This is a genomic window from Xanthomonas sp. WHRI 7945 (genome assembly GCF_035026585.1).
Window position 1 is genome coordinate 44,508 of record NZ_JAYIQP010000020.1, and the last position, 12,886, is coordinate 57,393.

Annotated in this window: 9 protein-coding genes; 1 reads left to right on the plus strand and 8 read right to left on the minus strand. The window is 70.0% G+C overall.

The window, feature by feature from the left end; translation table 11 throughout:
* Positions 1 to 122: 122 nt before the first annotated feature.
* Positions 123 to 428, minus strand: coding sequence for a hypothetical protein (locus VDQ83_RS15330; protein ID WP_455435597.1), 306 nt, complete (start codon positions 426 to 428; stop codon positions 123 to 125).
* Positions 429 to 580: 152 nt separating this feature from the next.
* On the opposite strand from VDQ83_RS15330, the gene VDQ83_RS15335 reads away from it, so the two are divergent.
* Positions 581 to 838 (plus strand): hypothetical protein, encoded by a 258-nt coding sequence (locus tag VDQ83_RS15335; RefSeq protein ID WP_455435598.1) that lies wholly within the window; start codon positions 581 to 583, stop codon positions 836 to 838.
* A gap of 137 nt (positions 839 to 975) precedes the next feature.
* Here VDQ83_RS15335 and VDQ83_RS15340 read toward each other — a convergent pair whose 3' ends face one another.
* From VDQ83_RS15340 to VDQ83_RS15370, 7 genes are all read right to left on the minus strand, one after another.
* Entirely contained in the window at positions 976 to 3,309 is a 2,334-nt protein-coding gene (locus VDQ83_RS15340; protein WP_455435599.1) for a DPP IV N-terminal domain-containing protein, read from the minus strand.
* Positions 3,310 to 3,441: 132 nt separating this feature from the next.
* Positions 3,442 to 5,013, minus strand: coding sequence for an APC family permease (locus tag VDQ83_RS15345; protein ID WP_455435600.1), 1,572 nt, complete (start codon positions 5,011 to 5,013; stop codon positions 3,442 to 3,444).
* 444 nt (positions 5,014 to 5,457) lie between these two features.
* On the minus strand, positions 5,458 to 7,281 hold the full coding sequence (locus VDQ83_RS15350) for a DUF885 domain-containing protein (protein ID WP_455435601.1): 1,824 nt from the start codon (positions 7,279 to 7,281) through the stop codon (positions 5,458 to 5,460).
* Positions 7,278 to 9,104: a DUF885 domain-containing protein gene (locus VDQ83_RS15355; RefSeq protein ID WP_455435602.1), complete on the minus strand. Its 1,827-nt coding sequence runs from the start codon at positions 9,102 to 9,104 to the stop codon at positions 7,278 to 7,280. The genes VDQ83_RS15350 and VDQ83_RS15355 overlap by 4 nt, the downstream gene beginning before the upstream one ends.
* A gap of 79 nt (positions 9,105 to 9,183) precedes the next feature.
* A complete protein-coding gene (locus VDQ83_RS15360; protein ID WP_455435603.1) occupies positions 9,184 to 10,389 on the minus strand; it encodes a M24 family metallopeptidase in 1,206 nt (401 codons plus the stop codon).
* Positions 10,386 to 11,978: an aldehyde dehydrogenase family protein gene (locus tag VDQ83_RS15365; RefSeq protein WP_455435604.1), complete on the minus strand. Its 1,593-nt coding sequence runs from the start codon at positions 11,976 to 11,978 to the stop codon at positions 10,386 to 10,388. Before VDQ83_RS15365 ends, VDQ83_RS15360 begins: the two co-directional genes overlap by 4 nt.
* A gap of 1 nt (position 11,979) precedes the next feature.
* Positions 11,980 to 12,885: a dihydrodipicolinate synthase family protein gene (locus tag VDQ83_RS15370; protein WP_185813247.1), complete on the minus strand. Its 906-nt coding sequence runs from the start codon at positions 12,883 to 12,885 to the stop codon at positions 11,980 to 11,982.
* Position 12,886: the final 1 nt, after the last annotated feature.

Below are 12,886 nucleotides of genomic sequence, written 5' to 3' on the forward strand. Positions count from 1 at the left end.
CCATCGGAGGTTGTGCAAGACCAGCTGCACGAGGCTTCGCGCGTACCCTCATCCGCCTCTTCGGGGCACCTTCCCCCGAGAAGGGGGCCATGGTCCCGATGGGAGAAGGAGTGGCCGTGGCCTCAGGCCAGGACGTCGAGCAGGCTGCCGACCGTGTCGTCCGCCGCGCGCAGCACCCGCGCGTTGGCCTGGAATTCGTTGCGCGCGGACAGCCCGCCGACCATGTCGTCGACCAGGTCGCTGCCCTCGCCGCCCACCGCCTGCACCTGGCTGGTCACGCCGCCGGTTGCTTCCTGGTTCACCGTCACCTGGCGCTGGAAGCCCTCGGTGGCGGCGTTGGCGACGTTGTGCGCACGGGCCTGCAACCCGGACGCGGCGGCGCGCATGCCGGACAGGGCGATCGAGGACACCGAGGCGATGGAACTCATGCGCGTTTGCTCGTCGGGCGGCCGCAGTGCGGTCGCAAGTCGGTAGGTTGCCACAGTCTCCCGCAGCGCGTCGGGGCCATTGCGCAGCGCTTGCGGCCGCAGCCGGTCGCGTCGCCGCTCGACAGGCGTACGTACCGGCCACCGCCACGAAGGTGGCGGCCCTGCTCCAGGCGCAATGGTTGCCCGTTGTTGCCATCGGCACGATCGCCGACAACTTCACCCCGGGAACTGAAACCTGTGACCAGGGACACCTTCGACTGCCGTTTCCGACGCCGGCGCGTGCAGCAGGGCCAGCGCTGTGCGGATCGGCCGATGCCGGGATCCGCCTCTGCGAAGGCAACGATGTTCCGTCACCGCCCGACCCCAGCGCTGCCTTCCTGGCTCAACCTGCGGCCAAGGCGCAGGATTGACCGGGACCGCGGCGCCAGACGCTCGCCGCCGCTCCCTGTAGGAGCGGCTTCAGCCGCGACAGAGATTCCCCGACGCCGGGATCGTGCGACTCCGACGTCGCGGCCGAAGCCGCTCCTCAGCCGAAGCGACGAGTGCTTCAGTCACCGCGCCCGCCCGACGGCAGTGCATTCCAGCGCGGCGTCGGCGCATCCAGCAGATGCCGCACGAAGAAGTCGTACTGGCGCCGCTGCACGTAGTCGATCGGGCCGCTGGAACGGCCCACCGAATGCTCGCCGCCAGGCACGTTCAACAGGTCGAAATCCTTGCCGGCCTTGATCAGCGCATCCACCACCTGCGCGGTCGAGGCCGGGTCGACGTTGCTGTCCTGCTCGCCGACGATCAGCAGCAGCTCGCCGCGCAGCTTCGACGCGTTGTCCACGCCGGAGGCGGCGGCATAGCTGGCGTCTACCGGCCAGCCCATCCACTGCTCGTTCCAGCTGATCTTGTCCATGCGGTTGTCGTAGCAGCCGGCGAACGCCACGCCGACCTTGTAGAAGTCCGGATGCCGTTCCAGCGCGCCGAGCGTGCTCTGCCCGCCGGCCGAGGCGCCGTAGATGCCGACGCGGGAAATGTCGTAGGACGGGTCCTGCGCGGCCAGCGCCTTGTGCCAGGCGATGCGGTCGGGGAAGCCGGAATCGCCCAGGTTCTTCCAGGCCACGTCGTGGAACGCCTTGGAACGGTTGGCGGTGCCCATGCCGTCGATCATCACCACGATGAAACCCAGGTCGGCCTGCGCCTGCATGCCGATCTGCTTGTCGCCGCCGGAGTGGTAGCCGAACGGCCAGAAGGTCTTGGGCACGAAGCTGTCGTGCGGGCCGGCATAGATGTTCTCGATCACCGGGTATTTCTTGTGCGGATCGTAGTCGCGCGGGCGTACCACCATGCCCCAGATGTCGGTGCGGCCGTCGCGGCCCTTGGCGACGAAGGTCTGCGGCGCGCGCCAGCCCACGGCCTGCAGCTTGCCGATGTCGCCGCGCTCGACCACCTGCAGCAGCGTGCCGTCGATGGCGTGCAGTTCCATCACCGGCGGCAGGTCCGGGCGCGAATAGGTGTCCACGTAGTGGCGGCCGTCGCCGGCGATGGCCACGTCGTGGTCGGCATCGACCGTGCTCAACCGGGTCAGCCGGCCGCCGTCGAAATCCACCGCGAACAGTTGCCGGTAGTACGGATCCTTGCCCGCATCCATGCCGCTGGCGGAGAACCAGATGCGCCGCTGCGCATCGTCCACGCGCAGCACCTCGCGCACGATCCAGTCGCCCTTGGTGATCTGGCGCTTGACCTTGCCGCTGGCTCCGTCGAACAGGTACAGGTGGCGCCAGCCGTCGCGCTCGGAGATCCACAGGATCTCCTTGCCGAGCCCGTCCACGTCATGGCGGAAGCTGCGGTCGGCGTAGACGAAGGTCTTGGCATCCTCGCCCACCGCCACGTGCGCGCGGCCGCTGGCCGCATCCACCGCGATCGCGCGCATGCGCTGGAAGCCGCGCTGCACGTAGTCGAACACGAAGCTGCGGCCGTCCTTGCGCCACTGGATCGGCGACAGCTGGTAGGGATTGGCGAACAGCGCAGCGTCGATATCGATGCGGCGCGGGCCGGCGCCGGTGGACATGGCGCCGAGGTCGAACAGCACCGGCCGCTCGACATCCACCGCATCGCCGGGCTTGGGATACAGCTGGGTGCGCACGCGCGGCTGGCCGCCGCCCGGCGGCGCCGCCTCCACCCGCGTCACCCGCCGTGCGAATCCGGGCCGCACCCGGTACAGCGCCAGCCGCTGCGAATCCGGCGACCAGGCCAGCGTTTCCGGATCGTAGAACTCGTCGGCGCGGCCGTCCTCGCTCAGGCGCAGCACGTGGCCATCGGCGACGCTGCGCAGCACGATGTCGTGGCCGTCGGCGAACGCCTCCCAGCGCCCGTCCGGCGAACGCCGCGGCGTGTTGTCGGCGGCCACCGCTGGATCGCGGACCACGCCGAAGCCGCGCGGGCGCGGCTGCGGGCCGGCCTCGGCGCGCGCGCAGACATAATCGGCGAGCGTGCAGCGCCACGGCGCATAGTCGATCTGGAACACGATTGCGGCATTGGCGCGGCCGGCGTCGGCCGCATAGTCGAAGCGGTCGAACGGCAGGCGCAACGCCGGGTAGTCGGTGCCTGCCGCCTTGCTCAGCGCGCGCGCCAGCCGCGCCGCATCGAACGCCGGCTGCTTGCGCTGGCCGGCCACGTACTCGAGCACGAAAGCGAAACCGCCGGGCACCGTCTTGCGGTAGTAGAACGCACCGTCGTCGCGCCACTGCGCCGGCCATGCGACGTTCTCGGTCAAGGTCATCCACGCTTCGCGCAGGCCGAGCGAGCGCTGGTAGTCGGCGGCGCTAGGCGCGGCCTGGGCCTGGCCGGCGAAGGACGCCGCGGCCAGCACGATCGATGCAAGGAGTCTGTTCATTACGTTCCGATATCCCCTGAATTCCGGCTCTTCTGTAGGAGCGGCTCTACGTGGCCTCGGGCCATCAGCCGCGACAGGATGCTGCAGAGCGCCTGTCGCGGCTGAAGCCGCTCCTACAAAAAAGCGAGCAACCTATTCCCCGTCGTCCTCTTCCAGCGCCAGTTCGTCGCTGCGCAGTCCGGTGCGCGCGCCCCAGTGGTAGCAGCCGAACGCGATCACCGCCACGCTCAGCGTGTCCCAGGGATGCGCGATCCAGCCGATGCCGCCGAAGGTGCCCAGGTAGGACACCAGCAACACCAGCACGAAGAAGCCGATCAGCCACAAGGCGCCGCGCACCTGCTGCCACAGCAGCGCGCGTGCGGACGCGCGCGGCAGCCGGTACAGCACGTACAGCGCGAACATCGCGATCTGCAGGCCGAGCAGCCAGGACAAGGTTTTCCAGGTGGACCAGTACACGATCAGCGCGGCGACGATGAACGACAGCGGCCCGAGCAGCCCCATGCCGCGCAGCAGGAACGGCCGCGGCAGCTCCGGCGCGCTGCGCCGCAGCGCGGCCACGGTGACCGGCGCCACCGCATAGCTCAGCACCAGCGCCGCCGACACCACCTGGATCAGCGTCTCCCACGACGGGAACGGCAGGGTCCAGAACACCGACATCGCCAGGCTCAGCCACAGCGCCGGGCGCGGGATGCCGGACTTGGCGTCCACCTTGGTCAGCACCGGCAGGAAGCCGCCGCTGCGCGCCCAGCCATAGACCACGCGCGGGGTCGCGTTCATGTAGATGTTGCCGGTGCCGCTGGGCGAGATCATCGCGTCGCAGATCACCAGCGCCGCCAGCCAACCCAGGCCCAGCGCCAGCGCGATGTCGTGGTACGGCAGCGCGAACGCCTTGTCGATGCCGCCCCAGCCCTGCGCCAGATAGCTGCCCGGCACGCTACCCAGGAACGCCAGCTGCAGCAGCACGTAGATGACCGTGGACAGCGCCACCGACAGGATCAGCGCGATCGGGATGTTGCGCTGCGGATCGCGCACCTCGCTGGCCACCGACACGATCGGGGTCAGCCCGAGGTAGGCGAAGATGATGCCGCCGGCCGAGATCGCCGCTTCCACCCCGGCCGCGCCGAACGGCGCGAAGCCCTGCACGTGCAGGTTCTGCGGATTGAAGTGCGCCATCAGCAGCACGATGATCAACACCGGCACCAGGAACTTGAACACGCTGACGATGTTGTTGGCGGTGGCGAAGGTCTTGACGCTGAAGTAGTTGAGCAGGAAGAACACCAGCAGCAGCGCGAACTGCAGCAGCCACCCGGCGATGCTGGGATGGCTGCTGCCGGCCTGGTTCAGCGACGGGAACCACGCCGCGGCGTACTGCCGCGCGGCCTCGACCTCGATCGCGATCAGGCTGGAAAACGCGATCAGGGTGATGAAGCCCATCAGCCAGCCGAGCAGCGCGCCGTGCGAGTACTCCGGGTAGCGCACCACGCCGCCGGCACGCGGCAGCGCCGCGCCCAGTTCGCAGTACACCAGGCCCAGCAGCAGCACCGCCACGCCGCCGGCGATCCACGACACGATGCCGGCCGGACCGGCGATGGCCGACACGTGGCTGGCCGAGAACAGCCAACCGGAACCGAAGATCGAACCGAGCCCGATGAAGGTCAGGTCGGTCAGGCTCAGACGCTTGTGGAACTTGCCTTGTGTGGCCATGTTGCCCCCGCTGGAAAGTTGTAACCGGCTATTCCTAACTACCTGCAGTTGTTCCCTTCTCCCCCCGGGAGAAGGTGCCCCGCAGGGGCGGATGAGGGTACGGGCGAAGCCTCGTGTCGTTCCGACCGCAGGAGGCTTCGCGCCGTACCCTCACCCCAACCCCTCTCCCGGGGGGAGATGGGCTCAAAGCGACGCGCCCAGGTGCTTCCTGCTCCAATTGCAAGCTTCCCTGCCCCCCCCTTCTCCCCCCGGGACCATGGCCCCCTTCTCGGGGGAAGGTGCCCCGAAGGGGCGGATGAGGGTACGGGCGCAGCCTCGTGTCGTTTCGACCGCATGAGGCTTCGCGCCGTACCCTCACCCCACCCCCCGCTCCGCGCCCCGGCCCGCGCCAGTGACGGGCAAGCTGCGCTCCGTCGCCCGATGGGAGCGGGGCTTTGGTCATGTCTACTGTTTTGACGCCTCCTGTGCCCACGGCGACTTGCCGCCCTCGGCGATGAAACGGTCGATGCGCTGCTCCAGTACCGGCAGCGGCACCGAGCCGGTTTCCAGGATCGCGTCGTGGAAGGCGCGGATGTCGAACTTCTCGCCCAGCGCGGCCTCCGCCTTGCGCCGCAATTCGATGATCTTCAGCTCACCCAGGTAGTACGACAGCGCCTGCCCCGGCCAGGCGATGTAGCGGTCCACTTCGGTGGTGACCTCGTGTTCGCTCAACGCGGTGTTGTCGCGCAGGTAGGCTTGCGCCTGCTCGCGGGTCCAGCCCTTGTGGTGGATGCCGGTGTCGATCACCAGCCGGCAGGCGCGCCACATCTGGTAGGTCAGGTAGCCGAAGCGGTCGTACGCGGTGTCGTACATCCCCATCTCCTGCCCCAGGTATTCCGAGTACAGCGCCCAGCCCTCGCCGTAGGCGGAGATGTAGCCGTAGCGGCGGAAGTCCGGCAGGCCCTGCTGTTCGGCCGCCAGCGGCATCTGCAGCGCATGGCCGGGCGAGGATTCGTGCAGGGTCAACGCGGTCAGGTTGTACAGCGGCCGCGACGGCAGGTCGTAGGTGTTGACCAGGTAGATGCCCGGGCCGCCGCGGCCGCCGGTGTAGAACGGCGCCAGGTCCGCCGGCACCGGCTCGATCGCGAAGCGCTGCCGCGGCAGCCGGCCGATGTAGTCGCCGACCTTGGCGTCCACGCGCTTGGAGATCCACGCCGCCTGCTTGAGCAGCTCCTCCGGCGTCTTCGGATAGAACTGCGGATCGGTGCGCAGGAATTTCAGGAACGCCGGGAAGGTCGCCTGCCCCGGCGGCGCGACGAAGCCGCTGGCGACGATGGTCTGGTCCATGTCCTTGCGCAGCTTGGCCACTTCGCGCAGCCCGATCTGGTGGATCTGCTCAGGCGACAGGTCCAGCGTGGTGAACTCGCGGATCTGCGCGCGGTAATAGTCCTTGCCGTCCGGCAACGCCTCGCCGGCGAGCGTGCTGCGCGCCTTGGGCTGGTATTCCTCGCGCATGAAGCGCAGCAGGTCGGTGTAGGCCGGCACCACGCTGTGCGCGATCGCGTCCAGCGCCTGCTGCCGCAATTGCGCCTGCGCGTCGGCCGGGATGCTGGCCGGCATCTGCTTGAACGGGGTGTAGAACAGGTTGGCCTCGCCGCTGGCCGAGGCCACGTCGGCGATCGACTGGTCGCGGCCGGCCAACGTCACCTTCGGCTGGCTGAATCCGCGCGCCAGGCCGGCGCGCATGTTGACGATCTGCTCGTCGAAGTAGCGCGGGATGTCGGCCAGCACCTTCAGGTAGCGCTGGTAGTCGTCGCGAGTGCGCAGCGTGGCGCGCGCGCTGAAGCCGAGATTGCTCCAGAACGCGGTGTCGCTGTTGAACGGCATCTCCCAAGCGCGGAAGCGTTGCTGGTCCAGGAACACCGCGATCTGCTGGCGGTAGACCTGGTAGTTCACCTGGTCCTGCGCCGACAGCTGCGCCGGCGCGATCGCATCGAGCTCGCGCAGCACCTGCTGCCAATACGCGGTGCGCTGGTTCTGCGTGGCCAGGTCGACCTTGGGCAGATGGTCGGCCGCGGCGCCCTGGCTGTCCTCGTCGTCGGCGCCTGCGGACTGCTCCTGGCGCCATTTCCACTCGCGCAGGTACAACGCCTTGAAGCGCGCGCCGGTGTCGCTGGTGGTCGCTGCGGCGGCCTGCGCGGGTTCGGCCGCAGTGGCGGCGCCCTGCCCCGCAAGCGTGCAGATGATCGCCAGCAGCAGCGGCGCGCGAAGTCGGGAACTCAGGCTCATTGGGCTTTCTCCGGGGTGGCGATCGCAGCGGCCTTGACCTGCGCGATCCACGCGTCGATGCGCGCATCCAGCAGGTCCAGCGGCATCGCGCCGCCGCCGAGGATCTGGTCGTGGAAGGCGCGGATGTCGAAACCCGCGCCGAGTTCGCGCTTGGCCTTCTCGCGCAGCGCCAGGATGTCGAGTTCGCCGAGCTTGTAGCCCAGCGCCTGGCCCGGCCAGGCGATGTAGCGGTCGGTCTCGGCCTGGATGCTGGGTTCGTCGTCGGACGGATGCGCGTGGAAGAACGCGATCATCTGCTGCCGGGTCCAGCGCTTGTAGTGCACGCCGGTGTCCAGCACCAGCCGGTTGGCGCGCAGCAGCTCGCCGGCCAGGCGGCCGTAGTCGCTGTACGGGTCCTTGTAGAAGCCCACGTCCTTGCCCAGCCGCTCGGCGTACAGCGCCCAGCCTTCGACGTAGGCGTTGTAGCCGGACTGCTGGCGGAACGGCGGCAGCGGCAGGGTCTGCGCGAGCGAGATCTGCAGGTGATGGCCGGGCACGCCCTCGTGATACGCGGTGGCCTCGATGTTGACCAGGGTGCGCTGCGCGTAGTCGCTGGTGTTGACCATCACCAGCGCCGGCTTGCTGCCTTGCGCGTCGCTCTGCCAATACTCGGCGCCCGGCGCGGTGCTGCGGAACTCGGCCATCGCGCGCACTTCCAGCGGCGTCTTCGGCAAGGTGCCGAACAGCTTGGGCAGCTGCGGCTGCATCTGCGCGATGTCGTCGCGGTAGCGCTGCAGAATCTGCTCGCGCGAACTGGCGAAGAACCTGCGGTCGCGCGCCACCGCCTCGCGCAGCGCGGCCAGGTCGGCATAGCCGAGCTGTTTGGCGATCGCGCTCATCTCGCCCTCGATGCGCGCCACTTCGGCCAGGCCGATCTGGTGGATCTGCTCGGGCGACTTGTCGGTGGTGGTCTGGGTATGGATCGCGTAGCGGTAGCGGCGCTCGCCATCGGGCAGCGACCACAGCCCTTCGTGGGCGCGGCCCTGCGGTGCGTATTCGTCGGCGACGAAATCGGCCAGCTTGGCGTAGGCCGGACGCACCTGCTGGTCGATCGCCGCGAGCATCGCCGCACGCAGGCGCGCGCGCTCGGCCGCCGGCACCGCGTCGGGGAACGTCTGCAGCGGCAGCGCGAACGGGCTGTCGGCCCCGGCCGGCGCGGCGATCTCGCGCACCTGCGCCGGAATGCGCTCTAGCAGGTATTTGGGCTGCACCAGCCCGTCCTTGGCGCCGGCGCGCGACAGCGCCACCACCTGGTCGAGCAGGGCCGGGATCGCCTGCAGGCGCTTGATGTAGTCCTCGTAGTCCTTGACGCTGGCGAACGGGAACGCCTGCGCATAGCCCGGCAACGCCAGTTGGATGCCGCCGACCGGCTCCAGCGGCATCGCGTCGTTGTTCAGCGCGATCGCCTCCAGCCGATCGCGCAACTGGCGCAGCATCATCTGCAGGCTCAGCTGGTCCTGCGCCGACAGCGCCGTCGCATCCACCGCCTCGAAGCGCTTCAGGAACTCGGCGGTGGCCTGCCGCTCGGCCTGCAGCGCCGCTGGCGAATAATCGCTCCAGCGATCGTTGTAGCGCGTGTCGCCGATAATGCTGGCGAACTCCGGATGATGTTCGAGCTGGTACTGCCACTGCGCGTCGAGCAAGGCGGCGAAGGCTTCGTCGGGCTTCTGCAGCGGCGCCGCGGTAGCTGTGGCGGTGGCCGGCTGCGGTGGCGTGGCCGGCTGGCAGGCCACCAGCAACGCCGCGGCCAGCGCACCGGGGACGAACAGACGGACGCATCTCATCGGCGGACTCCGGCAAACAGGTGGAACGCGGGCGGCGGCACGCGCGAGCGGCGCAAGGCGCTGGCGGCCGCCGCGCGCATCAGGCGAACGGCCGATCGATCGCCGGCGACGGCGGCGTGAACCACTGCGCGCCGTGTTCGGTGACGTAGAAATGGTCTTCCAGGCGCACGCCGAACTCGCCCGGCACCACGATCATCGGTTCGTTGCTGCAGCACATGCCCGGCGCCAGCGGCAACGCATTGCCGCGCACCAGGTACGGCGCCTCGTGGATGCTCATGCCGCAGCCATGGCCGGTGCGGTGCGGCAGTCCCGGCAAGCGATAGTCGGGCCCCAGGCCCGCCGCCTGCAGCACCTCGCGCGCCGCCTGGTCCACCGCCGCGCAGCTCACACCCGGACGCACCGCGGCGAACGCGGCGGCCTGCGCATCGTGCTCCAGCTGCCAGATGCGCCGCTGCTTCTCGCTCGGTTCGCCGAAGATGTAGGTGCGGGTGATGTCGGAGTGGTAGCCGTGCACGGTGCAGCCGGTATCGATCAGCACCAGTTCGCCCGGCCGCAGCGCCTGCACCCCGGGGATGCCGTGCGGATAGGCGGTGGCATGGCCGAACTGCACGATGCAGAAGGTGGAGCCGTTGTCGGCGCCGAGCGCGCGGTGCGCCTGGTCGATGAAGCGCACCAGTTCGGCGGTGGTGATGCCTTCGTGGACCAGGCCCGCGGCCAGGCGCTGCACCTGCAGGGTCATGTCGCAGGCCTGCTGCATCAACGCCAGCTCCGCGGCCGACTTGCGCATGCGGCAGCCATCCACGATCGGTGTCGCGTCGCGGATCGCGACCCTGTCCAGCACCGCGCTCAACCCGCTGTGCACCGCGAAGGCGATGCCCGGATCCAACGCCAGCGCCTGCGCGCCGAGTTCGCTCAGCGCCTCGGCGACCAGCGCATGCGGATCTTCGTGTTCTTCCCACAGCCGCTTGCGCACCGGGATGCGCAGCACCGCGTCCAGCGAGCCTTCCTCGAACGCCGGGCAGATCAGCAGCGGATCGCCTTCGGCGGTCAGCAGCATCGCCACCAGGCGCTCGCTGGCACCCCACGGCACGCCGGTGAAATAGCGCAGCGAAGCGCCGGCGCCGATCAGCAGCGCATCGGCGCCGTGCGCGCGCAGCAAGGTGCGTGCCTGCGCCAGCCGCTGCTGGTATTCCTGCGGCTGGATCGGCGGCGCCGGGGTCGGCCACGGCGCCAGCTGCGCCTGCGCCATGGCCAGGCTCAGCCCGCCGATCTGCGCCGCGCTCATGTCGCCTGCCCCACGTCGGCGGTGCTCCAGTGGCCGTCGATCAGCCGCTGCACGGCGCCGGGATTGCGGTCGCGCAGCAGTGCCGGCAGCAGCGCATCGGGCAGCCCGTCGTAGCTGTGCAGCGCGGCGAAGCGGCGGATCGCGGCCGGCATGCCGACCGCGGTGAAGCCCGGATGGCCGGTGCTCGGGTACGGCCCGCCGTGATTCATCGCCGCGCTGACCGCCACGCCGGTCGGCATCTTGTTGCAGATCAGGCGCCCCACCCGCGGCCGCAGCGCCGCGGCCACCGCGGCGAACAGCACGTCGTCGCTGCCGTCGGCGGCACGGTACACGGTGCCGGTGAGGTTGCCCTCCAGGCTGTGCGCCAGCGCGGTCATTTCCGCCAGGCCGGCGACACGCACCACCAGGCTGACCGGGCCGAACGCCTCGGCCTGCAGCGCCTCGGGCTGTTGCAGGAAGGCCTGCGCCGAGACCTGCAGCAGGGTCGGCGCATGCCGGTAGCCCGGCGCCGCTGCCGCGTCGCCGCCGGCCAGCAGCGCGGCACCGGCGTCGCGCAGCGTGGCCACGCCGCGTTGCAGGTGCTCGAGCACGCCGCGCGAGAACAGCAGGCTCGGCGCGGCACCGGCGAAGTGCGCCGCGGCTGCGGCGACGAACGCATCGCCGGCCTCGCCCTCGGGCACCACCAGGATGCCGGGATTGGTGCAGAACTGGCCGCTGCCCATCGTGCACGAAGAGAAGAATTCCTGCGCCAGCGCCGTGCCGCGCTCGGCCAGCACGCCCGGCAGCAGGAACACCGGATTGACGCTGGACAGCTCGACGTAGGCCAGCACGCCGGCGCGGTCGGCCGCGGCCTTCAGCGCCAGCCCGCCGGCACGGCTGCCGGTGAAGCCGATCGCGCCCAGCCGCGGATCGCCGGCCAGCTCCAGGCCCAGCGCGTTGTCGAAGTGGTACAGCAGCTGCACCGCCGCGGCCGGCAGGCCGTTGTCCAGCAGTGCCTGGTGCGCGAGCTGCGCCAGGCGCTGGCTGGTGGCCGGGTGCGAGGGATGCGCCTTGGCGATGACCGGATTGCGCGCGGCGATCGCCGAGGCGAAATCGCTGCCGGCCACCGCATTGAACGCGAACGGGAAGTTGTTCGGGCCGAACACCAGCACCGGCTTGTGCAGCGGCCCCAGCTGCGCACGCAGCCCGGCCGCGGTGTCGATCACCGGCTGCGTCCAGCTATGACTGCGCACCGCCTGCGCGGCCTGGCGCAACTGGCCGCTGGCGCGCGGCAGTTCCACCTTGGCCAGGCGCGGCTCGACCGGCAGGCCGGTCTCGGCATGCGCCAGCGCGACCAGCTGCTCCACATCGGCCTCGATCGCCGCGGCGTAGCTGTCGAGGAAGCCGGCGATGCGCTCGGGCGACGCCGCGGCCAGCGCGTCGGCGACCAGCACCGCCGCGCTCAGCGCCGCTTCCAGGTCGGCGGCGCCGCTGACCGGGAACTCCGGGCCGAATGCGTTCCCGTCGCGCGGGTCCTCGGCGCGGAAGCTGCCGCGCAGTTCCAGCGAGGGCTGCCAGTGGCCGGCGAGCAACAGCGGCTGCATGCTCATCTCAGAGCCCGGGGTGGGTGGCGATGGCGTGGTCGATCACCTTCAGCGCCGCTTCGCGCTCGGCACCGTCGACGACTAGGCGCGGCGCGCGCACGCGCTCGCTGCCCAGGCCGACCTTCTCCTGCACCAGCTTGATCAGCTGCACGAACTTGGGCACGGTGTCCAGGCGCAGCAGCGGCAGGAACCAGTCGTACAGCGCCTTGGCCGCCGGATAGCCGCCGTCGCGGGCCAGCTCGAACAGCTTCACCGACTCCTTCGGATACGCGTTGACCAGGCCGGCGATCCAGCCCTTGGCGCCCATGCTGAGGCCTTCGACGATCGCATCGTCCATGCCCACCAGCAGCACCAGGCGGTCGTTGAGCAGCTCGCCCAGCGCGGCGAAGCGGCGCACGTCGCCGGAGGATTCCTTGACCGCTTGCAGGTTCGGGAATTCGGCGGCCAGTTCGGCGATCTGCGCCGGGCTGAAATCGGTCTTGTAGGCCACCGGGTTGTTGTACAGGATCACCGGCAGGTCGGTGGCGGCGATCACCGCACGCGCATGCGCGCCCATCTCGCGCCAGTCGGTGGAGTACACGTACGGCGGCAGCACCATGATCCCGCCGCAGCCGACCTGCTTGGCGGCCTGCGCCAGGCGCACGGCCTCGTCGGTGGACAGCGCGGCGATGCCCGGCACCACCGGGATGCGGCCGTCCAGCGCCTGCACCAGGGTCTTCAGGACCGCGACCTTGTCGTCGAAGCTGAGCGTGGCCGCTTCGCCGAGCGAACCCAGCGGCACGATCGCGGTGCAGCCGGCGTCGACCATGACCTGCGCATGCTTGGCCAGGAACGCGTGGTCGATGCTGCCGTCGGCATTGAACGGAGTGGTGATGGCCGGCAGCACGCCGTACCAGAAGGAAGCCTTGCTCATG

Excerpts from the sequence above, each read along its gene's own strand:
- VDQ83_RS15360 (WP_455435603.1), bottom strand. The coding sequence starts at position 10,389 with ATGAGCGCGGCGCAGATCGGCGGGCTGAGCCTGGCCATGGCGCAGGCG.
- VDQ83_RS15370 (WP_185813247.1), bottom strand. The coding sequence starts at position 12,885 with ATGAGCAAGGCTTCCTTCTGGTACGGCGTGCTGCCGGCCATCACCACT.
- VDQ83_RS15330 (WP_455435597.1), bottom strand. The coding sequence starts at position 428 with ATGAGTTCCATCGCCTCGGTGTCCTCGATCGCCCTGTCCGGCATGCGC.
- VDQ83_RS15340 (WP_455435599.1), bottom strand. The coding sequence starts at position 3,309 with ATGAACAGACTCCTTGCATCGATCGTGCTGGCCGCGGCGTCCTTCGCC.
- VDQ83_RS15350 (WP_455435601.1), bottom strand. The coding sequence starts at position 7,281 with ATGAGCCTGAGTTCCCGACTTCGCGCGCCGCTGCTGCTGGCGATCATC.
- VDQ83_RS15345 (WP_455435600.1), bottom strand. The coding sequence starts at position 5,013 with ATGGCCACACAAGGCAAGTTCCACAAGCGTCTGAGCCTGACCGACCTG.
- VDQ83_RS15355 (WP_455435602.1), bottom strand. The coding sequence starts at position 9,104 with ATGAGATGCGTCCGTCTGTTCGTCCCCGGTGCGCTGGCCGCGGCGTTG.
- VDQ83_RS15365 (WP_455435604.1), bottom strand. The coding sequence starts at position 11,978 with ATGAGCATGCAGCCGCTGTTGCTCGCCGGCCACTGGCAGCCCTCGCTG.